Annotated in this window: 29 protein-coding genes and 1 pseudogene; 10 read left to right on the top strand and 20 right to left on the bottom strand. The window is 62.6% G+C overall.

From position 1 onward, the window contains the following. The 14 genes from hrcA to DESUT3_RS20540 form a co-directional block, all read right to left on the bottom strand. Positions 1-1,041, bottom strand: a complete 1,041-nt coding sequence (hrcA, locus tag DESUT3_RS20475) for a heat-inducible transcriptional repressor HrcA (RefSeq protein ID WP_221250352.1) — start codon at positions 1,039-1,041, stop codon at positions 1-3. A 151-nt stretch (positions 1,042-1,192) separates the two neighbouring features. Next, complete coding sequence (gene hemW, locus DESUT3_RS20480) at positions 1,193-2,323, bottom strand: radical SAM family heme chaperone HemW (RefSeq protein WP_221250353.1); 1,131 nt, start codon at positions 2,321-2,323, stop codon at positions 1,193-1,195. A gap of 17 nt (positions 2,324-2,340) precedes the next feature. Continuing rightward, positions 2,341-2,805, bottom strand: coding sequence for a universal stress protein (locus DESUT3_RS20485; protein ID WP_221250354.1), 465 nt, complete (start codon positions 2,803-2,805; stop codon positions 2,341-2,343). A gap of 37 nt (positions 2,806-2,842) precedes the next feature. Beyond that, entirely contained in the window at positions 2,843-4,609 is a 1,767-nt protein-coding gene (locus tag DESUT3_RS20490; protein ID WP_221250355.1) for a Na(+)/H(+) antiporter subunit D, read from the bottom strand. Next, the gene (locus tag DESUT3_RS20495; protein ID WP_221250356.1) at positions 4,602-4,868 is read right to left on the bottom strand and encodes a hypothetical protein; all 267 of its coding nucleotides are present in this window, start codon (positions 4,866-4,868) and stop codon (positions 4,602-4,604) included. The genes DESUT3_RS20490 and DESUT3_RS20495 overlap by 8 nt, the downstream gene beginning before the upstream one ends. A gap of 16 nt (positions 4,869-4,884) precedes the next feature. Beyond that, positions 4,885-6,351, bottom strand: a complete 1,467-nt coding sequence (locus tag DESUT3_RS20500; protein ID WP_225911576.1) for a monovalent cation/H+ antiporter subunit D family protein — start codon at positions 6,349-6,351, stop codon at positions 4,885-4,887. A gap of 61 nt (positions 6,352-6,412) precedes the next feature. After that, a complete protein-coding gene (locus DESUT3_RS20505) occupies positions 6,413-7,891 on the bottom strand; it encodes a complex I subunit 5 family protein (RefSeq protein ID WP_221250357.1) in 1,479 nt (492 codons plus the stop codon). Beyond that, positions 7,888-8,277, bottom strand: a complete 390-nt coding sequence (locus DESUT3_RS20510; protein ID WP_221250358.1) for a cation:proton antiporter subunit C — start codon at positions 8,275-8,277, stop codon at positions 7,888-7,890. Before DESUT3_RS20510 ends, DESUT3_RS20505 begins: the two co-directional genes overlap by 4 nt. A gap of 1 nt (position 8,278) precedes the next feature. After that, entirely contained in the window at positions 8,279-8,758 is a 480-nt protein-coding gene (locus tag DESUT3_RS20515) for a Na(+)/H(+) antiporter subunit B (protein ID WP_221250359.1), read from the bottom strand. Next, complete coding sequence (gene mbhE / locus DESUT3_RS20520) at positions 8,755-9,027, bottom strand: hydrogen gas-evolving membrane-bound hydrogenase subunit E (RefSeq protein ID WP_221250360.1); 273 nt, start codon at positions 9,025-9,027, stop codon at positions 8,755-8,757. The genes DESUT3_RS20515 and mbhE overlap by 4 nt, the downstream gene beginning before the upstream one ends. Next, complete coding sequence (locus DESUT3_RS20525; RefSeq protein WP_221250361.1) at positions 9,024-9,269, bottom strand: Na(+)/H(+) antiporter subunit B; 246 nt, start codon at positions 9,267-9,269, stop codon at positions 9,024-9,026. The genes mbhE and DESUT3_RS20525 overlap by 4 nt, the downstream gene beginning before the upstream one ends. Continuing rightward, positions 9,266-9,589 (bottom strand): monovalent cation/H(+) antiporter subunit G, encoded by a 324-nt coding sequence (mnhG, locus tag DESUT3_RS20530; RefSeq protein ID WP_221250362.1) that lies wholly within the window; start codon positions 9,587-9,589, stop codon positions 9,266-9,268. The genes DESUT3_RS20525 and mnhG overlap by 4 nt, the downstream gene beginning before the upstream one ends. Positions 9,590-9,592: 3 nt before the next feature. Then, complete coding sequence (locus tag DESUT3_RS20535; protein ID WP_221250363.1) at positions 9,593-9,892, bottom strand: monovalent cation/H+ antiporter complex subunit F; 300 nt, start codon at positions 9,890-9,892, stop codon at positions 9,593-9,595. Further along, positions 9,889-10,374: a Na+/H+ antiporter subunit E gene (locus DESUT3_RS20540; protein ID WP_221250364.1), complete on the bottom strand. Its 486-nt coding sequence runs from the start codon at positions 10,372-10,374 to the stop codon at positions 9,889-9,891. The genes DESUT3_RS20535 and DESUT3_RS20540 overlap by 4 nt, the downstream gene beginning before the upstream one ends. Before the next feature lie 309 nt (positions 10,375-10,683). On the opposite strand from DESUT3_RS20540, the gene DESUT3_RS20545 reads away from it, so the two are divergent. Next, positions 10,684-11,475, top strand: coding sequence for a carbon-nitrogen family hydrolase (locus DESUT3_RS20545; RefSeq protein WP_221250365.1), 792 nt, complete (start codon positions 10,684-10,686; stop codon positions 11,473-11,475). Between the two features lie 82 nt (positions 11,476-11,557). Then, positions 11,558-11,815 carry a hypothetical protein gene (locus DESUT3_RS20550; protein ID WP_221250366.1) on the top strand — a complete coding sequence of 86 codons (258 nt, stop codon included), beginning with the start codon at positions 11,558-11,560 and terminating at the stop codon, positions 11,813-11,815. 72 nt (positions 11,816-11,887) lie between these two features. Here DESUT3_RS20550 and DESUT3_RS20555 read toward each other — a convergent pair whose 3' ends face one another. After that, complete coding sequence (locus tag DESUT3_RS20555) at positions 11,888-12,322, bottom strand: hypothetical protein (protein WP_221250367.1); 435 nt, start codon at positions 12,320-12,322, stop codon at positions 11,888-11,890. A gap of 21 nt (positions 12,323-12,343) precedes the next feature. After that, positions 12,344-13,309, bottom strand: a complete 966-nt coding sequence (locus tag DESUT3_RS20560) for a cation diffusion facilitator family transporter (protein WP_221250368.1) — start codon at positions 13,307-13,309, stop codon at positions 12,344-12,346. Positions 13,310-13,465: 156 nt separating this feature from the next. Here DESUT3_RS20560 and trxB point away from each other — a divergent pair, with 156 nt between their 5' ends. From trxB to DESUT3_RS21055, 3 genes and pseudogenes are all read left to right on the top strand, one after another. Further along, entirely contained in the window at positions 13,466-14,395 is a 930-nt protein-coding gene (trxB, locus tag DESUT3_RS20565) for a thioredoxin-disulfide reductase (RefSeq protein WP_221250369.1), read from the top strand. A 128-nt stretch (positions 14,396-14,523) separates the two neighbouring features. Further along, complete coding sequence (locus tag DESUT3_RS20570; protein ID WP_221250370.1) at positions 14,524-16,053, top strand: YifB family Mg chelatase-like AAA ATPase; 1,530 nt, start codon at positions 14,524-14,526, stop codon at positions 16,051-16,053. Between the two features lie 94 nt (positions 16,054-16,147). Next, a pseudogene (locus DESUT3_RS21055) lies at positions 16,148-16,414 on the top strand (transposase); the annotation flags it as partial. Between the two features lie 180 nt (positions 16,415-16,594). On the opposite strand, the gene DESUT3_RS20580 reads toward DESUT3_RS21055, so the two are convergent. The 3 genes from DESUT3_RS20580 to DESUT3_RS20590 all read right to left on the bottom strand — a co-directional run bounded on the left by DESUT3_RS20580 (position 16,595) and on the right by DESUT3_RS20590 (position 19,088). Continuing rightward, positions 16,595-17,584, bottom strand: coding sequence for a transposase (locus DESUT3_RS20580; protein WP_221250372.1), 990 nt, complete (start codon positions 17,582-17,584; stop codon positions 16,595-16,597). 147 nt (positions 17,585-17,731) lie between these two features. Then, positions 17,732-18,412 (bottom strand): hypothetical protein, encoded by a 681-nt coding sequence (locus DESUT3_RS20585; RefSeq protein ID WP_221250373.1) that lies wholly within the window; start codon positions 18,410-18,412, stop codon positions 17,732-17,734. Positions 18,413-18,506: 94 nt separating this feature from the next. Continuing rightward, complete coding sequence (locus tag DESUT3_RS20590; RefSeq protein ID WP_404827060.1) at positions 18,507-19,088, bottom strand: HPP family protein; 582 nt, start codon at positions 19,086-19,088, stop codon at positions 18,507-18,509. Positions 19,089-19,438: 350 nt separating this feature from the next. On the opposite strand from DESUT3_RS20590, the gene DESUT3_RS20595 reads away from it, so the two are divergent. Both DESUT3_RS20595 and DESUT3_RS20600 read left to right on the top strand, forming a co-directional pair. Further along, a complete protein-coding gene (locus tag DESUT3_RS20595; RefSeq protein ID WP_221250374.1) occupies positions 19,439-20,791 on the top strand; it encodes a sigma-54 interaction domain-containing protein in 1,353 nt (450 codons plus the stop codon). 226 nt (positions 20,792-21,017) lie between these two features. Next, positions 21,018-22,490 carry an ammonia-forming cytochrome c nitrite reductase subunit c552 gene (locus DESUT3_RS20600; RefSeq protein WP_221250375.1) on the top strand — a complete coding sequence of 491 codons (1,473 nt, stop codon included), beginning with the start codon at positions 21,018-21,020 and terminating at the stop codon, positions 22,488-22,490. Between the two features lie 533 nt (positions 22,491-23,023). Here the strand turns inward: DESUT3_RS20600 and DESUT3_RS20605 are convergent. Continuing rightward, on the bottom strand, positions 23,024-23,308 hold the full coding sequence (locus DESUT3_RS20605; RefSeq protein WP_221250376.1) for a hypothetical protein: 285 nt from the start codon (positions 23,306-23,308) through the stop codon (positions 23,024-23,026). A 760-nt stretch (positions 23,309-24,068) separates the two neighbouring features. On the opposite strand from DESUT3_RS20605, the gene DESUT3_RS20610 reads away from it, so the two are divergent. Genes DESUT3_RS20610 through DESUT3_RS20620 form a run of 3 tightly spaced genes read left to right on the top strand, consistent with a single transcriptional unit; the run spans position 24,069 to position 25,695 of the window. Further along, positions 24,069-24,587, top strand: a complete 519-nt coding sequence (locus DESUT3_RS20610) for a GspH/FimT family pseudopilin (protein ID WP_221250377.1) — start codon at positions 24,069-24,071, stop codon at positions 24,585-24,587. A gap of 11 nt (positions 24,588-24,598) precedes the next feature. Next, positions 24,599-25,321 (top strand): prepilin-type N-terminal cleavage/methylation domain-containing protein, encoded by a 723-nt coding sequence (locus DESUT3_RS20615; RefSeq protein WP_221250378.1) that lies wholly within the window; start codon positions 24,599-24,601, stop codon positions 25,319-25,321. Continuing rightward, the gene (locus DESUT3_RS20620) at positions 25,318-25,695 is read left to right on the top strand and encodes a type IV pilus modification PilV family protein (protein ID WP_221250379.1); all 378 of its coding nucleotides are present in this window, start codon (positions 25,318-25,320) and stop codon (positions 25,693-25,695) included. Before DESUT3_RS20615 ends, DESUT3_RS20620 begins: the two co-directional genes overlap by 4 nt. Positions 25,696-25,705 lie beyond the last annotated feature (10 nt).

Genomic DNA, 25,705 nt, shown 5'->3' on the forward strand with positions numbered 1-25,705 from the left:
CTACTCTGACTCCAGCTCCAGAACCTGGCTGACCAGGCGGGCCGTGTAATCGACGATGGGGATCACCATGGAATATGGCATCCGGGTGGGGCCGATGACCCCGAGGGCACCGATGGCGCCCCGACTGCTTGAATAGGTGGCGGTGATCAGGCTGCAGCCTTCGATGATGCTGTTTTCCGTCTCGCTGCCGATGAAGATCTGCACCCCCTTGGCCCGCTGGGACCTGTCGAGCAGATCCATCAGCACTCCCTTCTGCTCGAAGGTGCGGAACAGCCGCTTCATCCGCTCGACGTCGGCGAATTCGGGCTGTTCGAGGATGTTGGTGGCCCCCTCGATGAACAGCTGCCCGCCCATCTCCTCGTTGAGCGCCTCCTGGGAGAGCTGCAGCGCCCGCTTGAGCAGCTTGTCGTAGAGGGCCTTCTCCTCGGCCATCTCCTTGAAGATGCGCGCCTTGACCTCCTGAATGCTCAGGCCGGTGAGGGTCCGGTTGAGATAATTGGTGATCTGCTCGAGTTCGGCCTGGGAGATCTCTTCGTGGTATTCGATGATCTTGTTCTGCACCAGGCCCGACTGGGAGACGAACACCACCAGGATCCGCCCCTGGGAGAGCTTGAGAAACTCGATATGCCGAAACACCGTGGAGGTGAAGCGCGGGGCCATGACCAGCCCGGTGTAGTGGGAGATGGCCGAGAGCACCTTGCCCGCCTCGCGCAGCCGCTCCTCCACCCGCAAGCCCTCGAGCCGGTAATACTTTTCGATCCGCTGCCGCTCCAGTTCGCTGAGCGGGCCGACCTGCAGCAGGGAATCGACATAGAACCGGTATCCCTTGTCGGTAGGCACCCGCCCCGCCGAGGTGTGCGGGGAGACCAGGTAGCCCATCTCCTCAAGGTCGGCCATGACGTTGCGCACCGTGGCCGGGGAAAGGCCGAAGGGGTGGCGCCGGGTCACCGCCCGCGAACCGACCGGTTCGGCGGAGATGATGTGGTCCTCGATGATCGCCTCCAGAATCCGGCGACCCCGCTCGTTGAGCTCCTCGCTCATCCCGTGCCCCGCTCCAAAAAACTCAAGCCGGAAAATCCGGCCTTCAGGTCAGACTTAGCACTCGGCAAGCGGGAGTGCTAACGAAACACAAAATAACAACGCCCCCCCCCCTTTGTCAAGGGCTAATGCGGCTGGAAAATTGCGGGTTTTTTCACAGAAAAGCGCTGATCAGGTGGTCGTAGACCAGCCACCCGGAAAGCCCCATTTGCCAGCGTCCCTGCTCCAGCCGCAGCTGTCCGGCCGTCCGGGCCAGAGCCTCGGGAAAGGCATCGGCGACCCCGCAGCCGAACCGCTCGCGGAAGCGCTTCTCGTCCACCCCCTGCGCGGTGCGCAGTCCCAGGTAGAGGGTTTCGGCCATGGCCCCGCGCTGGTCGAACTCCTCGAGCAGCCGCGCCGGATCACGCCCAGCGGCCAGCTGCCGGGCATAGCCCTGGAGATCGCCGGGCACCTCGCTGCGCCGGCCGAACCCCGCCGGGCAAAAGGAATGGGCGCCGGCGCCCACCCCCAGGTAGCCGCGCCGCTGCCAGTAGCGCAGGTTGTGGCGGCACTGGAATCCGGGCCGCGCGTAGTTGGAGATTTCGTAGTGCTCGAAGCCGGCGGCCTCAAGGCTCCGGTGCAGGGCCAGGAACAGCTCCGCGTAGGTCTCCTCGTCGGGCAGCTCGAGGCCTCCCTCGCGATGCAGGTGGTAAAAGGGGGTCTGCTCTTCGACGCTCAGACCGTAGCAGGAAAGATGCTCGGGGGAGAGTTCCAGCAGGGCCTCGAGCTGCCGGGCCAAACTGCCTGCCGTCTGCCCGGGAAGAGCGAACATGAGGTCAACAGAGAGGTTGGCAAAGCCGGCCTGCCGGGCCCAGGCCACGGCCTGGCGGGCCTGGGCCGCGCTGTGAATACGCCCCAGCCGGCGCAGCTCGCCATCCTCCAGGGACTGCACGCCCAGGGAGAGACGATTCACCCCGGCCTGGCGGTAACCCTCCAGCGACTCCAAGGAGAGGGTTCCCGGATTGGCCTCCATGGAAATTTCCGCCTGGGGAGCCAGGCCGAACAGCTCCCGCGCGGCGCCGAGCACCTCGGCGACTGCGGCGGGCGGCAGCAGCGAGGGGGTGCCGCCGCCGAAAAAAACCGTGTCAAGGGGCCCCCGCCAACCCGTGGCGGCGGCGATACGCAGATGGCGGATCAGCAGTTCGGGGTAGCCGGCGAGGGCCGCGGTAGCGACCGGCAGGGAATAGAAGTCGCAATAGGGGCACTTGCGACGGCAGAAAGGGACATGCAGATAGAGGGCGGGCATCAGAGGTTGCCGGAAGCTTACTCCACTACCCAGACGCTGAGTCCGGCGGCCTTGGTCACCACCTCGGCGGAGACGCTGCCGAGCAACAGCGCACGCAGCCGCGATTGCCCGCGGCGCCCCAGGATGATGGTGTCGCACCCCTGGGCCCGGGCCTCGTCGACGATATCCTGGGCCTTGCTGATGCGCAGGCCGAGGACCTTGGAGCTGATACGCTCCGGCCGCACTCCGGCGCTGACCAGCAGACCGGCGGAAGCCTCCAGCGCGGTGCTCAGCCGTTCGAACTCCCCGCGGTGATCCTCGTCGCCGTGAAGTTCGGGTTCGGCCACGGCCGGGTCGAGCTCGTCGCTCTGCTCGGCGATGGAGGGCGCCAGAGCGAGCAGGTAGGCCTCGCATTCTTCCAGCCGAGGCAAAATCTGCGCCGCATATTCAACGGCACGTTGCGCATTGGGGGATCCGTCGACGGCGATCAGGGCCTTTTTCACTGCACACCTCCCAGGCGGGTCGGGCCGGGGGCCCGGCTCAGGGAATCACCAAAACGGCAAGGGCGGTAAGAAACACCACCGCCAGCAGCACCCAGGTCCCCACCGGGTAGGCGCCCTGCCGGCTGCGGTGCTCGATTCGTTCCTCCTGCTGGCGCAGTTCCGATTCGTCGCCGGCGGCCTCGGCCAGCAACCGCAGGCCGTGCTTCTGCACGTTGCTCCCGGGCTCCTCGAAGAAGCGCGCCAGCAGGCCGGGAATCCGCTTGATGAACAGCTGGTCGCCCCAGCTGTTGAGACCGTTGAGCGCCTTGTCGGCGAGCCCGTAGAACAACCGGCCGCCCCGGCGGTAAAACCAGTCCGAATCGATGGAAATGGTCTCGGTGCGTTTGAGCAGCGGCAGCAGCAGAAAAAAGGCCAGGGCCGAGAACATCAGCAACTGAAACTGGTTGAGGGTGTGCTCGAAGGTGTAGGCGTGAAAATCCACCTCGAAGGGGAGGACCGCGTAGAGTGGCTGAGGGTAAACGCCGAGAAACAGGCAGAAAAAGGCCAGCAGGGCCATGGCGGCGAGCATGTGCCGGGGCGGCTCGCCCGGGCGCAGGCCGTTGTCCTTGGCGAAGAAAACGAAATAGGGGAACTTGATCCCGGCGTGCAGGAACACCCCCGCCGAAGCGATCTCCAGCACCAGCCAGACCCAGTAGAGCCCCTCGTGCACCCCGGCTTCGATGATCATCGGCTTGCTGGTGTAGCCTGAGAGCCCCGGGAAAGAGGAGATAGCCAGCGCGCCGATAGTGCCGAAGATCATGGTCAGCGGCATGGTCTTGTAGAGCCCGCCCAGGTCGGTGCATTTGCTCTTGCCGGTCATGTAAAGCACCGAGCCGGCGCTCATCCACAGCAGGGCCTTGTAGATGATGTGGCAGAAGGCATGGGCCACTACCCCGCTGATCGCCATGGCGGTGCCGATGCCGATGCCGCAGACCATGAAGCCGACCTGGTTGATGATCGAGTAGGCCAGAATGCGCCGCATGTCGTTTTCAAGGATGGCGTAGATGATGCCGTAGATGGCCATGACGCAGCCGACCACCATCAGGATCTCCCAGCCGGCGAAGCCGCGGATCAGGGTATAGACCGCCGTCTTGGTGGTGTAGGCGGTCATGATCACGCCGCCGGTGACCGTCGCCTCGGGATAGGCGTCGGAGAGCCAGGCCGAGAAAGGCGGTGCCGCGGCGTTGACCAGGAAGCCGAGCAGGATCAGGTAGGTCGGCAGGCTGCGCAGGTCGAAGCCGTCGAAGGCCACCGAGCCGCTGGCCTGCACCTGCAGCAGAATGCCGGCGAGCAGGCAGAGCCCGCCGAAGATATGCACCATCACGTAGCGAAAGGCCGCGCCGTTGGCCCGCTCGGTGTTGCGCGCCAGCACCAGGAAGGTCGAGGTCACCGCCATCACTTCCCAGAACAGGTAGAGGGAGATCAGGTCCCCGGCGAAGACCGCGCCGAGGCTGGCGCCGATGTAGGCCAGCGCCGCCGAGTGCTCGTGGCGGGTCTTCAGGTGCAGGGCGAACAGGAAGCAGGCGAAGGCGTTGATGGTAAAGACATAGCCGAAGGCCTTGCTGAGCTTGTCGACCCGCAGCAGGGCCAGGTCGAAGCCGAACATCCGGTAATGCCAGGCGCTGCCCGGTTCGAGCTGGGTGATCACCACAAAGGCCGCCGCCGGCACCAGCAGGATCAGGGCCCGGCGCCCGGCCAGGGGAAGCAGCCAGAGCAGCCCCGCCCCCAGGATGAACAGCAGCGCAGGGTGGAGGGTGTCAATCATAATAATCCTCTTTGCGCTTGAGCAGGTAACCGAGCAGCTTGGAAATCACGATGATGGCGACGCAGGAGACGAAGCCGAACAGGGCGTAGAAACCCGGCCAGCTCTCCACCCGGTAAAACAGGGTGTGTTTGTGCATGAAGAAATCCGGCACCACCAGCAGCCCCAGCACGATGTAAAAGCCGAGGCGCAGACGGCGCAGGTTCCGCGGATGGTCAAACCAGTCGGTGACGATTTTCGCTTCTTGCTTCTTTTCGTTCATGGCGAATCGAATCCCCTTACGGGAAAAGGGCCTGGCGGATCAGCTGCAGCAGCACGTCGGGGAAGAAGAACAGGGCCAGCGAACCCAGGGCGGTCACCGACAGCGGAATCAGGCACAGCAGCGGCGCCTCCTGGATTCCGGCCCCGCCCTCCTGCTTCGGCTTGGCGAAAAAGCCCCGGTAGACGATGGGCAGAAAGTAGGCGGCGTTGAGCAGCGAGCTGACCAGCAGCACCACGACCAGCACCAGCTGGTCAGCCTGCAGGGCGCCGACCAGCAGGTTCCACTTGCTCAGAAACCCGCCCAGGGGGGGCATGCCGATGATCGAGAGCGAGCCGAGGAAAAAGGCGCCGTAGGTGACCGGCATGCGCCGGCCGAGCCCGTCCATCTCGCTGATGTATTTCTTGTGGCTGGCCACGTAGATCGCCCCGGCGCAGAAGAACAGGGTGATCTTGCCGAAGGCGTGCATGGCGATGTGCAGCACCCCGCCGGTCATCCCCGCCGCCGAGAGCATGCCGGCGCCGAGCACCATGTAGGAGAGCTGGCCGATGGTGGAATAGGCGAGGCGCCGCTTGAGGTTGTCCTGGGTCAGGGCGACCAGCGAGGCGACCAGGATGGTCACCGAAACGAAATAGGTCAGCGCCACGCCCAGATCGAGGTTCTGCAGCAGCCCGGGGCCGAAAATGTCGAAGACCACCCGCAGGATGGAGAAGACCCCCACCTTGACCACGGCCACGCCGTGCAGAAAGCTGCTGACCGGGGTCGGCGCCACCATGGCCGCCGGCAGCCAACCGTGAAAGGGCATGATCCCCGCCTTGGCGAAGCCGAGCACGAACAGCACCAGCAGCAGGCTCAGAACCGCCGGCGAGCCGGTGCCGGCGAGGATTCCTCCCTGGGTGAAGTCGAGGGTGCCGGCCAGCTGATAGGTGATGAGCATGGCCGGCAACGCCAGGCCGATGGAGGTGCCGAGGATGTAGGTGAGGTACTTGCGCCCCGAGGCCCGCGCCTCGGCGTTCTGCTCGTGGGTCACCAGCGGGTAGGTGGAGAGCGAGAGCACCTCGTAGAACAGGTAGAGGGTCAGCAGGTTGCCGGCGAAAGCCACCCCGATGGTGGCGGAGATGGCCATGGCGAAAGAGGCGAAATAGCGGGTCTGGTCGTGTTCCCCCAGGGCGCGCATGTAGCCGATGGAATACAGGGAGGTGAAGATCCACAAGAAGGAGGCGACCAGGGCGAAGAACATCCCCATGGCGTCGACCCGCAGCTCGATGGGGACCCCCGGAACCACCTGGCACAGGGTGAAGACGAACTGCTCGCCGCGCAGCACCGCCGGCAGCATCGTGGCGACCAGGCAAAGTTTGCCCACCGCCACCAGCAGGGTCCAGGATTCGCGCAGGTTGGGGCTGCGCCCCGAGAGCATGATCGGGACGGTGCCGAGCAGGGAGATCAGCACGGCCGCCAGGGGCAGAATGGAGGATTGCATAGACATCGGTCAGTACCGCAAGAAAAAGGAGGCCGGAGACAGGCCCGGTTCAAGAACCACCGGCATCTCAGAAACCGCCGGGAATGCTCAGGCGGATGATGCCGGACACCAGCGGGCCGGTGCCTAGGCCGACCGCGATCAGGGCGATGGCGGTGAGCACCAGCGGCTTGAGGATCATCAGCGGCGCCTCGGCCAGCTGCGGCGCCTCTTGGCCGTGCCCGGTCCGGAAATAGGCGATCTCGATGATGCGGAAAAACAGCACCGCGTTGACCAGACTGCTGAACACCAACGCCGCCACGTAGCCCCACTGCCCCGCCTCGACCCCGCCGAGAATCAGGTACCACTTGCTGAAAAAGCCGCAGGTCGGCGGCACCCCGATCATCGAGAAGGCGCCGACGGTGAAGGCCGCCATGGTCACCGGCATCCGCCGATAGAGCCCCTGCAGGCTGTCGAAGCTCAGGCTGCCGGTGCGGTAGACGATCGCCGCGGCCACCAGGAACAGGCACAGGGTCATCAGCGCATCGTTGACGATATGCAGCATGGTGCCGGTCATCCCCTGCAGGTTGGCCAGCCAGAAGCCGCCCACCATGTAGCCGACCTCGGCGATCAGGATGTAGGTCAGCATCCGCCGCAGATCCCGCTGGGCCAGGGCCAGCGCCGAGGCGCAGACGATGGCCACGGCCGCCGCCCAGACCAGCAGCGAGCGGATCTCGAGCCGGGTGAAGAACTCGTATTCGGGCGGAAACATGAGAAAGCGCAGGCGGATCAGCAGAAACACCGTCACCTTGGTCATCAGCGGCGCCATCATCACCCCGGCACCGGTGGGCGCGTGGGAGTAGGCGTTGGGCAGCCAGCCGTGCAGCGGGAAGAAGGCCATCTTCACCAGCAGCCCCACCATCAGAAAGGCGAAGGCGGTGGAGAGCGCCGCGCCGGCCTGCAGCCCGGGAATGATCGAGGCGATGTCCGCCATGTTCAGCGAACCGGTCAGGATGTAGAAGTAGCCCACCCCGAGCAGGTAGAAGCAGGCGCCGATGGAGCCCATGATCACGTAATTGAAGCTGGAGAGCACCGCCCGGCCCCGGCCCATGGCGATTAGCCCGTAACTGGTGATGGAGGTGATCTCGAGCAGCACGTAGAGGTTGAAGGCGTCGGCGCTCATCGACAGCCCCATCAACCCGGCGATCAGGATCAGGTAGAGGGTGAAGAACAGGTGCTGGCGGCCGGGCAGTTCCTGGGCGGTGCTCTTGAGCGCCGCGCTGGCCGCGGCCAGGGCCACCAGGTTGATCAGCAGCAGCATCAGCGCGCACATGGGATCGATGTACAGCTCGATGCCGTAGGGGGGCTTCCAGTTGCCCACCGTGTAGCTGAAGGCGCCGCTCTGCAGCACCCGGACCAGCAGCGCCAGCGAGGTCAGGGCCGCCAACGACAGCGCCCCCAGCACCAGCGTCGTCACCACGCGGGCGGAGCGCCGGCCGAAGATGTTGACAAAAAAGGCCGTCAGCAGCGGCGCCGCCAGGGCATACATATGCAGGTTGGTGGTGCTCATCGGCCGATCTTCTCCAGAATCTCGTCTTCCTCGAGGGTTCCGTACTCGCGGTGAATGCGCTGCAGGATCGCCAGGGCGACTCCGGTGACGCTGACCGAAACGACGATGGCGGTAAGCATCAGCACATGGGGCAGGGGGTTGTCGACGGAGGCCACGCGCACCCCGTGCTCGAGCACCTCGTACTTGTCGAGGATGGGAATACCGCCGCCGCGCTTCACCCCGGTGGAGACAAAAAACAGGATGATTGCGGTCTGGAAGATGTTCATGCCGATCAGCTTCTTGACCAGGTTGCGTTTGCCGATCATGGCGTAGAACCCGATCATCATCAGCACCACGTAGACCCAGTAGTTGTACTTGGCCACGATCACGCTCAGCACCGATTCCATCTCAAAGCCCCTCGTCCAGTTCGCCGCCGCTGCCCAGGTCCCAGTACAGTGAGGCCATGATGCTCATGACCGCCAGTCCAACCCCGACCTCGACTATGAAGATCCCCATGGAGCGCCACTCGATGGGCCCCAGGGGGATGATGCGGTCGAGGGCGCTGTAATCGAGAAACAGCCCCCCCAGCAGGGCGCAGATAACCGCGGTGCCGGTAAAGATCAGCGCCCCGAGGTTGCCGAGGATGGCGTTGGCCCTCTCCGACATGTGCCGCAGCGAGGTCTTCAGGTCGAAGGCGAGGGCCAGCAGCACGAAGGAGGCGCCGAGCACCACCCCCCCCTGGAAGCCGCCGCCGGGGCTGTAATGGCCGTGAACGATGATGTAGAGGCCGAACAGCTGGATGAAGGGGACCAGCAGACGCACCGAAACCTGGATAATCGGGCTCTCGCCCAGCTGCCGGGTTTTCGCCAGCTCCTGGATGCGCTTCATGACTTGGACCTCCGCAGCACGCTGACCACGGCCGCGCCGGCGCAGAAGATGACCACGGTTTCGAACATGGTGTCGTAGCCGCGGTAATCACCCAGCACCGCGGTGACCAGGTTGGGGACGTGGGTCTCGGCCACGGCATTCTGGATATAATGCGGCGAGAGGTGAACGCTGGCCGGAGACTGAGGGTCGCCCCAGGCGGGAAAGTCCTTGGTGCCGTAGAGCAGCACTGCCCCGACGGCCAGCGAGGCCAGAAGCGCGAGCGTTTTCAATCCTTACTCCTGCGGCTGGTGCGCAAAATCGCGGCGATGAACAAAACAGTGCTGATCCCCGCGCCCACCGTGGCCTCGGTGAAGGCCACGTCCACCGCCCCCATCTCGGCCCACAGCAGACACATCAGGAAACTGTAGGCCCCGAACACCACCGTGGCCGAAAGCAGGTCCTTGAGGGTGATGGCGGCCAGGGCGCAGACCACCACCAGGGCGAGGATCAGCAGGTCCAGTTGCCAGATCATTTCGACCCCCTTTTCTTTTCCCAGGGTTCCACGCCGACGATCAGGGCCGATTCGGTCAGGGCGTGGGTGGCGGTGGGGCTGGCCACGAACACAAACCCGGCGATGGCCAGGATCTTGAGACTCACCAGCAGGTTGCCCGGGGTAAAATCCACCAGGTTGTACAGGGCGATGCCGAGGATCACCAGCTCGGCGGCCAGCGAATCGCATTTGCCCGCGGCATGCAGCCGGGTATAGAAATCGGGAAAGCGCAGGATGCCGAGGGTGCCCACGGCAAAGAAGAACAGACCGGCGATGATCAGAACGGCGGCGACCACGGTCATGGGTTATCCCTCCCCCTGTTTTTCGCTCTCCAGGTGCACGCCGCCCCGGCGCAGGAAATACTTGGCAGCCGCCAGGGTGGCGATGAAGTTGAGCAGGGCGTAGGCGATGGCGATATCGACAAACATGCCGACATCGTCATAGAGCACCCCGATGATCAGCAGCAGAACGGTGGTCTTGGTGCCGATGACGTTGCCGCCGAGAATCCGGTCGAGCACCGAGGGGCCGCCCACCACCCGTACCAGGGTGAACGCCATGAGCACCACCAGGGCGATGCCGGCATATAGAAAGACGTTTTCGATCACGATTGGCCCTCCAGGGCAACGGCAATCCGGCGCTCCATCTCGCCCGGCAGGGATTCGGCGGCGCTGCGGGTCAGCGCATAGACGGCGAACTCGTCGTCATGGACGCTGACCGTGATGGTCCCGGGGGTGAGGGTGATGGACTGGGCGAAGGTAACCTTGGAGAAAGGGCTCTTAAGGGTGGTCTTGAAACGAAACACGGTGGGATCGATCAAGTCCAGCATCCTGGGGTGCAGGACGATGTAGGTCACCTGCAGGTTGGCCACCAGAATCTGCCAGAACAGCCAGGGGACATACAGCAGCAGGCCCAGCACCTGGCGCAGGAACCCCGGGCCGGGCGGCCGGGGGAAGAGCAACTCATGGCTGAAGTGGGCCACGAGCAAACAGCAGACCACGCCGAGGCTCAGGTGAAAGCCGTCGAACATGCCGGACATGATCACCCAAAAGGCAAGCATGACCAGAAAAGTGGCAATCTTTGCCTTCATTGCATACCCTCGCTGATAAAACCGAATCTCAACGAACCCCCGGAAATCGCCTATCCCAGCAGCAGGGGGATCCGTCGCCGGGATGAATGGCCGGGGATACTGCAAGAAAAAGACCGTCTGGCCCACTTTCTAATAAAACATCGCATTTGTTTATCACGCTTTAAAGAGGGGGGTCAAGAAAATCCGGTGCCGTCACGGGGCCCTTGCGTACCTCCGGCACACTCTTTTATAATCGGAATCTGGCCAATATCGAAGCCGCCACCAGGGATCCGATAACGCTGTTCTACAATTTTCATGAAGGGGATTGAAATGGAGCGAAAAGTCTGCGCCGCCGCCGTGCAGTTCAACATCGAGCTGGGTGAAGTGGAGGCCAACCTGCAGAAGGCACTGGCGGGAATCCGCCGGGTTAGAGAAAAAGACGCCCGACTCGTGGTGCTGCCGGAGATGTGGAGCAGCGGCTATGCCTACAAACGCCTGGCGGCCCTGGCCGAGGAAACCCCCCGGGTCCTGGAGATCCTCAAAGGACTCACCGCGGAAAAAAACATGGTCACCGTCGGCAGTCTGCCGGAAAAGGTCGACGGGCGCATCTACAATACCGCCTTTGTCGTCGACAACGGGCGCATCGCCGGCAGATATCGCAAGCTGCACCTGTTCTCCACCATGGGCGAGGACCGCTTCCTGGCCGCCGGCGACGCCGCCCTGGTGGTATCGACCTCGGTGGGACGGCTCGGGGTGGCGATCTGCTACGACCTGCGTTTTCCCGAGCTGTTCCGCAAGCTGGCCCTGGAAGGGGCGGAAATCCTCTGCGTTCCGGCCGAATGGCCCAAGCCCCGGCAGGAGCACTGGCGAACCCTGCTGCGCGCCCGCGCCATCGAAAACCAGCTGTTCGTCGCCGCCGCCAATTGCTGCGGGATTCAAGGGAAGCTCGATTTCTTCGGCATGAGCCTGCTGATCTCGCCGCGCGGCGAGATCCTCGCCGAGGGGGGGGAAACCGAAACCGAGCTCAGCGCCCTGTTCAACTTCGAGGAGATGACCAGCTACCGCTCGCAGATCCGCTGCTACCAGGACCGGCGTCCGGAAATCTACGGCACCCTGCCCTGATTCGCCTGCCCCGGGGACGGCCGGACAGACCGCCGGCGGATGCTATACTGGTAGAAAACCGCAGATCATGGGGAGTAGCGACATGAAACGCAGCGATTTCAACAGGCTCTGCAGCGCGGTTCTGGCAGGGGAGGAGAAATTCGTGGAGAACCTGGAGACCCACGAGACCGGCAAGGTGCTCGCCTGCCGGGACGAGCGGCTCGAGGTGCTGTGCGAGGGCGCAAGGCGCAGCTGGGCCATGGCCAACAGCGAGGAGACCATGGGCAGCCGCTACGGGCACAAGGAACAGACCCTCGACACCCACCCCTGGGACACGGACCGCTTCAATCCCTACCGCTGAACCGGGGCGAAGCCCGCACCCGGTTCAACAAAAAAGCAGGCCCGCAAGGCCTGCTTTTTTCATCCCCCCCCCTTACTTCTGCAGGGGCTGGGCGTCCTTGCGAAACGCCGCCGGCACCTCCTCGAGCGAGTCGGCGAACTGCAAGTCGCCCTGGCCGTCGACATAGAGATAGCGCGGCCCGGTTACGGGGGCCTGAGGCGGCTGGCTGGAGCTGGGGGGGGCCGGCTGCGCCGCCGCTCGGGAGGCAGGCGGTTTGGCCTGCGCTGAGGAGCGGGGACGCTCCGGCTTCGGCGGCCGGGCGGGCGAAGATTCGGCCCGTTCGATGAGCGCCTCGATGGAGCGGTCCCCGCCCCCGTCCACCAGGCCAACCAGGCGCCGCCGGAAGTCCTGGTAAAAATCCCGTACCGCGGCCAGCGCCGGCGGCTCGGCCGGCAGTCGGATCAGCGCCTGGTCGGCGGCCAGCAGCAGGGCCAGAAACACCAGGGTCCAGAGTAGAAATCGCTTCATAGGGCTGAGATGACGATCCCGTCAGTGATGATGGCCGTGGTCGTGCCCGCCGTGGCCGTGGGAACAGAGACTGGAGCGCCGGGGTCGATGGCGGAGCTGCTGCACCACCGGTCCCGTGAGGCACTTGGAGCACTCCCCCTGCAGGGTGGAATGGGTGATGTGGTAGTCGTGGTCGAGCATTTCCTCGATCTCGCCGATGATCTCCCCCTGGCGCAGCCGGTAATCGGGCTCGATGTCGATGTGCGCCGACAGCGAGGTGATGTGCGAGCAGATCGACCAGCAGTGCAGGTGATGCACGTCGTTGACCCCCTCGACCGCCTTCATCTTGGCCACCACCTCGTCGACATCCACGTGGGCCGGCACCCCCTCGAGCAGGATATGCCCCGCCTCGCGGATGATGCGGACCGCCCCCCAGCCGATGATCGCGACGATCCCCACCGAGATCAGCGCATCGAGCACGTACCACTGGGTGTAGATCATGATCAGGCCGCCGATGATCACCCCCACCGAGGCGATGGCGTCGCCGATCACGTGCAGAAAGGCGCTGCGCACGTTGAGATCGTCGTGGGAGTGCTGGTGCAGGCGGCTGGCGGCGGCCAGGTTCATCACCAGGCCGATGGTGGCGATGATGAACATCTCCTTGCTCTTGACCGCCTCGGGGTGCAGCAGCCGCCCCCAGGCCTCGTGGAGGATGCCGAAGGCGATCAGGATCAGGGTCGAGCCGTTGATCAGCGAGGCGAAGATTTCGGCGCGGTGGAACCCGTAGGTACGCCGGTTGCTGGCGGGAAGGTTGGCCAGCTTGATGGCCGCCAGGGAGAGGACCAGGGCGAACAGGTCCATGAAGACGTGGGCGGCGTCGGAGAGCAGCGCCAGGGAGTTGGTCCACCAGCCGCCGAGGGCCTCGGCCACCAGGGTGACCGAAGTCAGGGCGATGGCAAAGCCGAAGCCGCGGGTGATGCTGCGATCGAGGTGTCCTCCGTCGCTCATGGGTGCCGTCCTTCCCGATGCTGAAGTCTCTGTCATTCTAGACAGAGGCTCCAATGAAAATCAAGGCGCTTGTCCCCCGGGCCGGCGCCGCTAAGCGGTTCACATTTGCCGCGCCCTGTGCTAAGGTTTCGGCATCCTAAATCTCAGGAGCGCCCCATGTCCGAACAACTCTACGACGTCGTCATCATCGGCGGCGGCCCCGCCGGGCTGACCGCCGGTCTCTATACCTCGCGCGCCAAACTCAAGACCCTGCTGGTGGAACGCATGATCATGGGCGGCCAGGTCATGACCACCACCAAGGTCGAGAACTACCCCGGCTTCCCCGGCGGCATCGACGGCCCGGACCTGATGGTCCGCTTCCAGGAGCACTGCCAGGAGTTCGGCCTGCAGATCGAATACGGCGAGGTGGAGAGCCTGGTCGATGAGGGCGAAGAGAAATCCGTGGTGGTGGACGGCAAACCGATCCGCACCCGGACCGTCATCATCACCACCGGCGCCGAGCCGCGCAAACTCGACATTCCCGGCGAGCAGGAGTTCACCGGCCGCGGCGTCAGCTACTGCGCCACCTGCGACGGCGCCTTTTTCCGCAACGTGCCGGTGGCCATCGTCGGCGGCGGCGACACCGCGGCCGAGGAGGCGCTGTTTCTGACCCGCTTCGCCAGCAAGGTCTACATCGTCCACCGCCGCGACGAGTTGCGCGCCACCAAAATTCTCCAGGAACGGCTCAAGGCCAACGAGAAGATCGAGATCCTCTGGAACAGCGCGGTGGAACGGGTCGAGGGGGACGCCTCGGGGATGCACGCCGTGGAACTCAAGGACCTCTCCAGCGGAGAAAAACGCTCCCTCGAGCTGCAGGGGCTGTTCGTCGCCATCGGCGTCACCCCCAAGGCGCATTTTCTCGCCGAGGTGCTGCAGCTCGACCCCGACGGGCACATCCTGACCGACGCCGAGTGCCGCACCTCGATGCCCGGGGTGTTCGCCGCCGGCGACGTGCGCAAGAAGATCCTCAAGCAGATCGCCACCGCCGTGGGCGACGGGGCGGTAGCCGCCATCATGGCCGAAAAGTACCTGATGGACCGGGAATAAAAGCCCCCTTCCCCTCTATAATCCCGCCAAAGCCCCGGCCGGCACCCGATAAAGGGTTGCCGTGCCGGGGCTTTTCTGTTAAAAATGAGCCCTCGTTGATTTAATCCGACTCATCGTCAGGAGGGAGCATGCTCGCCAAGGTATTGTCCGGGGCGCTGATCGGCATCGACGCCTACCCCGTCGAGGTCGAGGTCGACATCGCCCAGGGGCTGCCCCAGTTCGCCACCGTCGGCCTGCCCGAGGGAGCGGTCAAAGAGAGCAAGGACCGGGTCAAGTCGGCGATCAAGAACTCGGGCTACGAGTTTCCCGCCCGCCGCATCACCATCAACCTGGCGCCGGCCGATATCAAGAAGGACGGCGCCGCCTTCGACCTGCCCATGGCCCTCGGCCTGCTCACGGCCACCGGCGTGGTTCCTGCCGAGCGCGCCAGGCGTTTCGTGCTGATGGGTGAGCTCTCGCTGGACGGGCGCATCAAGCCGGTGCGCGGCTCCCTGCCGGTGGCGGTGGCCGCCCGCGGCTGGGACGTGGACGGGCTGATCCTCCCCGAGGAGAATGCCCGCGAGGGGGCGATCGTCGACTCGGTGCCGACCTACGGGGTGCGCGACCTGGGCGAGGTGGTCGATTTTCTCAACGGCGCGCGGCAACTCGAACCCTGCGCCGTGGACATCGATGACATGTTCCGCCGCGCCGCCCGCCACGCCGAAGACTTCGCCGAGGTGCGCGGCCAGGAGCACGTCAAGCGCGCCCTCGAGGTCGCCGCGGCGGGCTCGCACAATTTACTGATGGTCGGTCCACCCGGCAGCGGCAAGACCATGCTTGCCCGGCGCATCGCCACCATCCTGCCGGCGCAGAGCTTCGCCGAGGCCCTGGAGACCACCAAGATCCACTCCATCACCGGCCTGCTCCCCCAGCAGGACGCGGTGGTCGCGGTGCGCCCTTTTCGCAGCCCCCACCACACCATCTCCGATGCCGGGCTGATCGGCGGCGGCCCCCACCCCAAGCCGGGCGAGGTCAGCCTGGCCCACAACGGGGTGCTGTTTCTCGACGAGCTGCCCGAGTTCAAGAAGAACGTGCTGGAGATGCTGCGCCAGCCCCTCGAGGACGGCCAGGTCACCATCAGCCGCGCCGCGCAGACCCTCACCTACCCGGCCAGCTTCATGCTGGTCGCCGCCATGAACCCCTGCCCCTGCGGCTACCAGGGCGACCCCCAGCACGACTGCACCTGCACCCCGCTGATGGTGCAGCGCTACCGCACCCGCATCTCGGGCCCGCTGCTCGACCGCATCGACCTGCACGTCGAGGTGCCGCGGGTCCCGCACAAGGATCTCGCCGACCCCGTCGACGCCGAGCCGAGCGAACAGGTCCGTGGGCGGGTCGACGCGGCCCGCGAGGTGCAGCTCGGGCGCCTGAAGCAGTACGGCCTGCACGCCAACGCCCAGATGCAGGCCCGGCACATCCGCAAGTTCTGCGCGGTGGACCAGGCCGGCCAGCAGCTGCTGGAGATGGTCACCGACCGGCTGGGCCTCTCGGCGCGCACCTACACCCGCGTCCTCAAGGTCGCGCGCACCATCGCCGATCTGGCCGGCAGCGAACAGATCCAGCAGCCCCATCTGGCCGAGGCGATCCAGTACCGCTCGCTGGATCGGCGGACCAACTAGGAGCAGAAGAAAGGGCTTTTAACATCAAGGCTTTGGGGTAAGTTGAAAAAATCGGACACCAATGTTAATTACCCCATTTAACGGAGGTGTCGAAATGACGAGAGGTCCTAACGGCCGCTACTCGAAGGAGTTTCGGAGAGAGGCCGTGAAATTGGTTGTTGAAGGCGGCATGTCTGCCTACGAGGCATCCCGCCAGCTTTCCCTGCCGAAATCCACCCTCGAAAACTGGGTGAGAGCCTTCAAGGCCGGGAAGCTCGGTGGCATTGGAGGGCAGCAGCGCCCGTTGACAGAGGTCGAGCAGGAGCTCGACCGGGTCAAGCGAGAGTTGGCCCAAGTCAAGCAGGAGCGCGATATCCTAAAAAACCATCCTGGAGCAGAGCTCTCATTTGTAAGAGCAGAAACTTTTATTGGCGCCATGCTACCATGCACTGCCGAGAGGAGAGGCCGTCCGCTTTTTGGTGTTGTATTTCCCCGTTAAAAAACATGGCCCATGGGGTATTGCGTACTTGATAGTGGCGACGCTTAGACAGGAACTACGGGGTCAAATCTTTATTGTTGACAAGGCGTCTTCCAACCTGCATACCAGGTCTTCAAGCTTACGGTCATGGGTAACCCGTTCCCGCAACCGCTTCCGTTCCTGACTCACCGCGCTGTAGTCGACGTCAAACAGCGCGCCTATCTCTGGCCCCTTGAGCCCCCCGTGGCGATACAACAGATCCATCGTCAATCGCCGAAGGTTGCCCTTCTCGGATTTCAATGTTTCAAGGTTTTTTCCCGTTTCCTCCTCGATCAGCACGAGTATCGCTTCTTTTTGTCGATAGTGTTTGATTTTGCCTGCGGAAGGCTGCTCGCGCGATTCGCCGCTCTCAAGAAATGACTCTTTCACCCAGTTTATGAAGTCTCCGCCGCCGATAATGCTCTGGCCGAAAACATCGCTCTTTATATCGAGTTTTTCATCAATATCGGCAACGAGCTGCTTCCCGTACGCGGCTCTTCCCTTTGGCGTATCGCCCCCATAATCGGCCAAGACAAACGTGTAGTCCACCATCACTTCCCGCTTACCCGTGTCGAGATATCCGGGAAGACTGCTCCATGGATAGTGGTAGAGGTGCTCTACTTTTTTTATAGGATCTCCCTTTTCAAACTGATGAACTCTGATCGGATTCAAATGAATGTAACGGGAAAGGGTGGACAGGTAGGATTCTTTTTCTACCAGAATGCTTTTGTATCTTCCTTGGTAAAGGTGCCCCACGCGTCGGTGGCGACGATTGAAGAAACTGGTGTAACTGATGTTGAAGTGCCGCATGAATTCGGCCAGATTGCCAAGGGGCGTCTCCACCAGCAGATGAAAATGGTTGTCCATGAGGACATAGGCATGGAGTTTGACGGCGTAGATGTTCAGGGATTGGGAAAGGATGCGCAGGAAGCCTTTGCGGTCGTCATCCCCCTGGAAGATGTTTCTTCGCTCATTTCCGCGGCATGTCACATTATATACCGCGCCTGGATACTGGATGCGTAACGGTCTGGCCATACCTTCTTCTACAGGCCGTCTCCGGAATTGTCAACAATAAAGATTTGACCCCTTCCGTAATCCCCACTGGATAAGCGAAAGCCAGAAACCGGGTTTGGTCATATCGATTCCCAATTGCATAGTTTCTCTCCCCTTGGCCATCGGTTGTTAGCCTGCGGTCAATTTCAGAAGGGCTGAAACCTCCTTTTGCATTTCAACCAGATCGATCTTCGCTCCATCGAGGAGTTCTCCCCAAGTCGTGTTCCCGACCTTCACCTCCTGGTAGATCCGTTCAACCGCTTGTCCTGTCCTGGTGGAAATCAGGGTGGCAATGATCAACTCCGGGTTCGAGGCGCCGCTTTGGCGGACAGCTTCCAGTTCAGCCGGCTCCAGCAACTGGTATCTGGCGAACAGCTCGTCGACCACCGCCCGGTCAAGGAAGGGATCGGAATTTGCGGAGGCCAAGATCCTGAAGAAGGGAGCCCCCAAGGATTCCGCGCTGAGGCCGGAGGTGTCGAGGACTTCCCGCCAGTTGTTTTTTTCCTGCCGGGCTTGAAGCAGAACTTCCGGTGATAAGCCTGACTTGTCGGCGACCCAATAGGCGACCCAGAGGTCTTCCATGGCGGTCCCCTTTTGCTTTTTCTTCACGATCGATTTCTTGTCGATATCAAAGACGGCGGCAAAGAAGGTGTTTTGGATCGAGGCCAGAAAATACGGGTCAGCGGCCGCAGGGCGCGAGGGGTCGTATGATCGATCGGTGAAGCAATGACAGGTGATTGTCGGCAACGCCATGGCCGGGAGGGGGAAAAGCAAAACGAGGGTGAGGCCGAGCAACGTTTTTTTAAGCATGGTCATCCGTTCCTTGCGAGGTGTTAATACGCGACGAAGTCCTTCCGGGATATCTCAGGGTACAACGAGGGGATTTTCTCTCCCTTGATGTAGGTCATACTTTTCCTTCCCTGGTCGACGTATTGTCATCAAGCTCAAGCCAGTGGGTGGGGTATCTGCGATGATAAACCACATTGTTGGTAAAAAGTGCTGTCGCCAGCAGGATCAAGGCCCCGCCAAGCACCGGGACGAGGATGTATTCCGGGCCGGCGGCCCCCTGCACGCCGATCAGGGCAGTGGCTCCGCCTGGAGGATGGGTGGTGTGGGTCAGGTTCATCGCGAAAATGGCCAGCCCCACCCCGACGGTTATGCTCAGTTGATTGGAGCCGAACAGGGCGACCACGAGCACCGCAACCAGGGCGGAGACGAGATGACCGGCGACCAGATTGCGGGGTTGGGCCAGGGGGGAGTCGGTGGCGCCGAAAAGCAGGACGGCCGAGGCCCCAAAAGAGCCGATCAGCAGGGGATGTCCGACGAGGCTGGTTATCCAGTGAATGGCCAGGAGCCCGAGAGTTCCGCTGAGAAAACTCCAGCAAGCGTACCGCACCGACATCGGCGGACGAGAGCCCAGGAGCGGGGCCTTGCAGCGCTTTGGAAGGCGCCGCAAGCGCCGCCGGACCGGAAGATTTCGTCGCATCAGGATGGATAGGCGTCTTCTTGTCAAATCTTGGGCTCCCATTTTCAGGGGGTAGAGCAAAAAACCGCAAGGGCATCGCACCACCCAGCACGGTGCGGGATTTCCCGGGTACTGGCAAGAGCTATACCCGGTTAGGCATTGACGCATTGATTACAGGGTCCTGCGGCGGCGGCAAAAGACGACTTCTTCCTTTAAAACAGAGGGTTGCCTTGAGCTCCGGCCCGACGGAAAAATTCGGGGGGTAGAAACCTTAGGCAGGTTGGGGCAATAGCCGGGAGGGGTGAACCCAGGGCAATGACGTTACGCCTTTGTAACGCGGGCAGGAGGCTCCATTGAATTCAGAGGATCTGATGGATCACACCGTTTTTCGAACCATCCTCGCCAGCATGGGCGAAGGGATCGTCTTTGCCGATCACAAGGACCGGATCAGGTTCGTCAACGCCGCCGCCGAGGCGATCCGCAACATCCGCGCCTGCAACTATGTGGGACGACACCTGTTGAAGACCCACTCCCCGCGGGCGGCAAATCGGATAGAAAAGCTTCTCGAGGGGCTCAAAAGCCGCGAGATCCCCTTTGCGACCCGCACCATACAGGTCAAGGGCAAGTCTTTTGAGAACAGCTACTACCCGATCCGCACCGGCCATGGCCATTACGTCGGTACCCTGATGGTCAGCCGCGACATAACCGAGAAGAACCGGCTCAGGGAAGAAAACCTGCGGCTGCGCGAACAGGTGCAGGCCGGGCAGGAGTTCGCCGGCATGGTCGGCAAAAGTGCGGCCATGCAGCCGGTTTTCCAGACCATCATGGCCGCCGCCGGGCTCGATTCAACGGTACTGATCACCGGCGAGAACGGCACCGGCAAGGAACTGGTGGCGCGTGCTCTGCATCGGCAAAGCGGGCGCAAGAAAGCCCCCCTGGTAAACATCAACTGCGCGGCCCTGCCGGAAAATCTGCTCGAAGCCGAACTCTTCGGCCACGAAAAGGGGGCCTTCACCGGAGCCTCCCAGGCGCGCCCGGGCAAGTTCGAGCAGGCCAGCGGCGGCACGCTCTTTCTCGATGAAATCGGCGAGATGTCCCTGCCGGCCCAGACCAAGCTGCTGCGGGTGCTGCAGGAAAAGAAGGTCGAGCGCATCGGCGGGGCCCGGGAAATCCCGGTCGATGTCAGGATCGTGGCCGCTACCAACAGGGATCTGCGCCGGGAAATGGAGGCGGGGCGGTTTCGCCAGGACCTCTTCTACCGGCTGAACGTCATCCCCGTTCACCTGCCCCCCTTGCGGGAAAGGCGCGAGGATATCCTGGCGCTCGCCGAACTGTTTCTCGCCCAATTTTCGGCGGCGATGAACAAGCCGCTCAAGCGGATGACCAAGGAGGCGACCCAGACCCTGTTGCGCTACCCCTATCCCGGCAATGTCAGGGAGTTAAAGAACGCCCTGGAGCGCTCCGTCGCCCTGGGGCAAGGGGATGAACTCACCACGGCAGACCTGCCGGAAGAGATGACCGGCTCCGCCCTGAGCTCTCAGGCGGCTTGGCCCCCTCTGTCGCAAAACGCCGAAGGGCTGGCCGAGCGGATGCAAGCGGTGGAAAAACAGCTGGTTGCTGAGGCGCTGAGCCTTAGCGGCGGCAAAAAGGCCGAGGCCGCCAAAATTCTTGGGATTTCCAGAAAAACCCTGTGGGAAAAACTGAGAAAGTGGGAGATGCCGTAACCCTTTCCTCCCGGCGCGTTACGACCCCGTAACCTGGTCGAGTTCGCGCGTCGCCCTCCTTCCTGGATGCTTTTCTCCAAAAAACTCGTTCAAATCAGCAGGCTAAGGCTTTTCTCCGCCCTTGGCACGGGCTGTGCTGAAAGGCAGGAGCGCCGGCCGGTGCCTGTGGGAGGTTCCGTTGCGTGGCATGCAGGTTCCACCAACGCTCCAGAGAGGTTAGAAGCCAATGAGAAAAACGTGGTATTTCAAGTCAGCTCCAATCTTTATTTTGGCCCTGTTCATCCTGGTCGGGACCCGGGCAGTGGGAGGCCATGCCGCAGCCGGGGTCGAGAGCGAAAACGGTCCCGCAAAGATCGCCGAAGGGACCATCGACCCCGAGGTTTGGGGTGCCGCCTATCCGGCCCAGTACGAGTCGTGGAAGAGTACCGCCGAGCCGACCCCGGTGGGCAAGAGCCGGTACAAGAGAGGGTTTGATACCGACGGCATCATCTACAACAAAATCGACGAATACCCCTACCTCGCACTGCTGCTCAAGGGGTGGGGTTACGGGGTCGAGTTCACCGAACCGCGCGGCCACGTCTACATGGTCCGCGACCAGCTCGAGGTCGAGCCGGCGCGGCTTAAGGCGGGCGGTTCCTGCCTGAGCTGTAAGACCCCCTACGCGCCGGCGCTGTACGGTAAAATGGGGAGCGATTATTTCAGCAAGCCGTTTGAGGAGGTGCGCTCCAAAATCCCCGCCAAGGACCAGTTGCTCGGCGTCGCCTGTGCCGACTGCCACCAAAGCGGCGACCTGTCGCTGAAGATCTCCCGCGGTTTCACCCTGGGCAAGGCCCTGCAGGCACTCGGCAAGGACCAGGCCGCTTTCTCCGAGCAGGACAAGCGCTCCCTGGTCTGCGCCCAGTGTCATGTGACCTACAGCATCCCCAAGGACCAGGCGATGAAATCGACGGATGTGGTCTTCCCCTGGAGCGGCGGCAAATGGGGAGATGTCAGCATCGAGAACATCATCGAGAATATCCGCAGCAACCCTGCTTACGGCGAGTGGACCCAGAGCGTGACCGGCTTCAAGCTCGGTTTTGTGCGCCATCCCGAATTCGAGCTCTTCTCCCGAAACAGCCCGCACTGGCAGCAGGGGCTCTCCTGCGCCGACTGTCACATGCCCGCGTCCGAAAGCAACGGGGAGACGATCTCCGACCATCGGATCATGAGCCCGCTGAAAAACGACCTCAAGGCTTGCGCCCAGTGCCACGAGGAGGATGCGGAAACGCTGCGGGAGAAGGTATTCGCCATCCAGGACGAGGTCGCCTCCCTGCTGATCCGCAATGGTTATGCGACCGCCCGGGTGGCGAAGCTCTTCGAGCTGACCCATGGTGCCCAGGCTGAAGGAATTATCATAGACAACGCCCTTTACGACCAGGCCAAAGACGCCTACGAAGAGGCGTTTTACCGGATCATGTTCATCCAGAACGAGAACTCGACCGGATTCCACAACCCTCCGGAAACCCTCAGGGTTCTGGGGGATGCAAAACGCTATGCAGCCCAAGCCGACAGTTTCCTGCGCCAGGCACTTGCCGCAGCCAAGGTGGAGGTGCCTGAAACCGTCGACCTGGAGCTGGAAAAGTACCTGAACAACCGGGGGGAGAAAAAACTGCAGTTCGCTCCGGAAATGGAAATCAAAGCCCCCAAGGGTTCTCGTTAAGCTCAGCAAAACAGCATCGGTGCGGATCGCAGCTGTTCATTCTACTTGACCAGAAAGCCTTCCAACAAGACGCATCCATTGCCAAAAACAGGGCCACCCGATCACCAGATCGGGTGGCCCGCCAAAGGGGACCGGCTCCGAAGGTGCCTGTCCCCGCCCATGCACGTTATACCTTTGACCTTTGGGGTCGGGTCTTGTCAAAAATTATTTCCTGCGTCCCCAGTTGCTTCTTAATACTATCCAAAGCCTGACTCAGAGCCCGGTCCTTCCCCATGCGCTCCTTCAGCCGCCGTACGCCCACCGGGATGCTGGCATAGTGCCCTAAGCCAAAGGCCTCCGCGATGGTCTGGTGGGAATGGCCGCCCACGATCCGGCTCACCGCGATGGCCACCGCACGTGGGACGCGGCTCCTCCCGCGCCCGTTCACGACCCGGTAACGGCTATCGGGGCAGCCGTCGAACCGTGATGCGGCCACCTGCACGATCCGCTCTATCGGCGGAGCGCAACAATGCGGCCGGTATCGGGCACCTCTTTCAGACAAGCCCGGGGCCGCTCATCTCATCGGTATTATGGCGAAATTCTTCACCGCCCAAAACCGGTTCAAGCCGCCCCTTTCGATAAAAAACGTCGATCTCCTCGTCGAGCCCCCATTCGGCAAAGGCCTGGTATCTTCGCTGCTGACCTTCTTTCGCAACCAGGTGAAGTGTCGGGTGCAGGCGAACCCAACTCGGCACTTTCTCTCTTCCCAGGTAGCTGCGATAGCTCGACCACGGGTAGCCCACAGGGTCGCGAACCATGCCTGCCGTTACGGGATTCAAGTGGATATAGCGGCTCGTTTGGGCAAGGTAATTGTCCCCATCGACCGATCTGGCCCTGCAACGGCCACGGAACAGCGGGTCGCCAGATCCCTCGAGCAGGTTGAAACGCTGAGTGTACAGCCCGTTTAGAGCCGCATGGCACGGCTGAGATGGCCGCAGGGGGTATGGACTATCAGGGGGTAATGATGGCCCAGGAGACAGTAGCCATGGGTTTCGTGGAGAGCGTCGAGAAGTGCGAGCAAGAGCCGATCATGCTCCCCGCATTCGCCCACCTGCCTTCTCCCGGCGCCGCGATTCATCACAGGACACCAGGCGCCGTCATATTCAATGCGTAGGGGCCGAGCCATGGCGCAAACCTGCCGCCCAAATCTTTTTTGTCAAAACCCGACCCCTTCGCTGGGGACTGAGGTCGAAGCCAGAGGGGAGGCGGCCAAATTGTTAAGCGAGAACTACTGCCCCTTTTCCACCAGCATGTTTTCACATTTCCTCCTTATTCGAGCGCTACTCTGCAGACCTATGGGAAACCTTCAACACAGAGATTCACAATGAAGAAGCAGCTACTCAGGGCAACGCCCATCTTGCAGCAGGAAAGAGGTGGCCCCGGAATTGGGAGCGGGACCGGCGGAAAGTAGCGCAGTGAAACAAGGCTCCATTCCCCTTCGGCCGAGATTGATGACCTTTTTTGTTATGGCATTTCAGGTGCTTACTGGGCTGCGAGGGTTGAAGGGGGCGACGCAGCGGATTAAGGGAAAGGGGCGTCATGGGAGCATTCGGATCAAGGGCGAGCCAGCGGGGGTTCACCCTCCTCGAGATGCTGGTTGCACTGGGGCTGATCGCCATCTGTCTGGCCTTCGCCACACCGTATTTCAGGGGGATGATGGAGAATTCCCGGGTGCGCACCACGGCCCAGTCGATCTTCTCGGCTTTCCAGAAAGCCCGGTCGGAGGCGGTGCGTCTCAACAGCGATGTGGTCATCAGCTTCGTCAAGACCGCAGAGGGGACCACCGGCGGCTACGAGGTGTTCCTCGATGACGGCGCAGGTACGGGAACCGCGGGTAATTTAAGCCGGGACGGGTCCGAGGGGAGTTTTACCGGCGTCGTGACTGTCGAGCAGGGCGTCGATCTGTACGAAGCGGATTTCGACGGCAACACCGCCACGGGGTTCACTTCCAGGGGACTTCCCCTCGACGGTCGCAGCGGACAGGTTGCGGTGAAAAACGACCGCGGACGTAACCTGACCATCGTTTTGAGCCCGGCAGGCGCCGTCAGGATACGGTAGGGAGGGTGTTGATGGAAAAAGTCTCTGCAGCATCTCCCCGTGGGTTCACGCTGATCGAGATCCTGGTCAGCCTTGCCCTGGCAGGCATCGTGGTTTCGGCGATGCTCGGCGTCTATATCACCAGCAGCCGGCAGAGCGTCGTTCAGGACCAGGCCATTGTCATGGAGCAGAACCTGCGGGCCGGCATGCGCTTTCTCACCAGCGAACTGAAGATGGCGGGGTACAATCCCGCCGCCATAGAGGCGGGTCTCTCCGCCCCGAATGAACAGCCCGCCATCATGGCTGCCGATGCCACGGGAATTTACTACATCAAAGATGATAACGGCAACGGAGCCACCGACGACCTGGGCGACCACGTTGTTTTCCGTTTCTACGATGGGAGCAGCCTCGGTTACCAGGAGGGAACCGACTCCGCCGACGGTGACGGCGACGGGTTTCCCGATTTCGCCGACACCCTGGATGCCGTGGCCGAGCAGCTCGAGGGGGTGGAGTTCTTCTATCAGCTCGATGACGGGACCCAGGTGCTCAATCCCGCGGCGGCTCAAAGGGCGGAGATTGTGGCGGTGCAGGTCACGCTGGTCGCCCGAACCGCCTGGGAGGATCCCCGTTTCGTCAACGAGACGACATTCACCGGGCCGGGGGGGACGGTCTTTTACGATCCGACCACGGCGACGGACGGGTTTCGCAGGCGGATGTTGAGCACTCTGGTCAAACTGAGGAACCTGGCAATATGAAGAGACAGGATTGCGACAACGGCGGTTTCACCCTGGTCGAACTTCTCATTTCCCTGGTGATCTTCTCCATCGGGATCCTCGCGGTGGGGTCCATGCAGCTCACCTCCATGAAGGGGAACACCCAGGCCGTCATGATGACCGAAGGACTGGCCGTGGCGGAAGACAAGATGGAGGAGCTGCTCACCCTCGCCTACGACGGTCCGGAGCTCGACGTGGGGGATCATGAAGAGACCGTCGACAACAACACCATCAACTGGTCGGTCACGGAGGATACTTCGAGGACCTATTCACTCAAGGATATCCTTCTGTCGGTGACCTGGAGTGAAAAGGGGCAGCAGAAATCCGTTGAGCTGCGCAGCCTCAGGGCCGAGTAGCCGTCACGAT

The organism is Desulfuromonas versatilis, from assembly GCF_019704135.1.
GTDB classification, from domain to species: Bacteria; Desulfobacterota; Desulfuromonadia; order Desulfuromonadales; family NIT-T3; genus Desulfuromonas_A; species Desulfuromonas_A versatilis.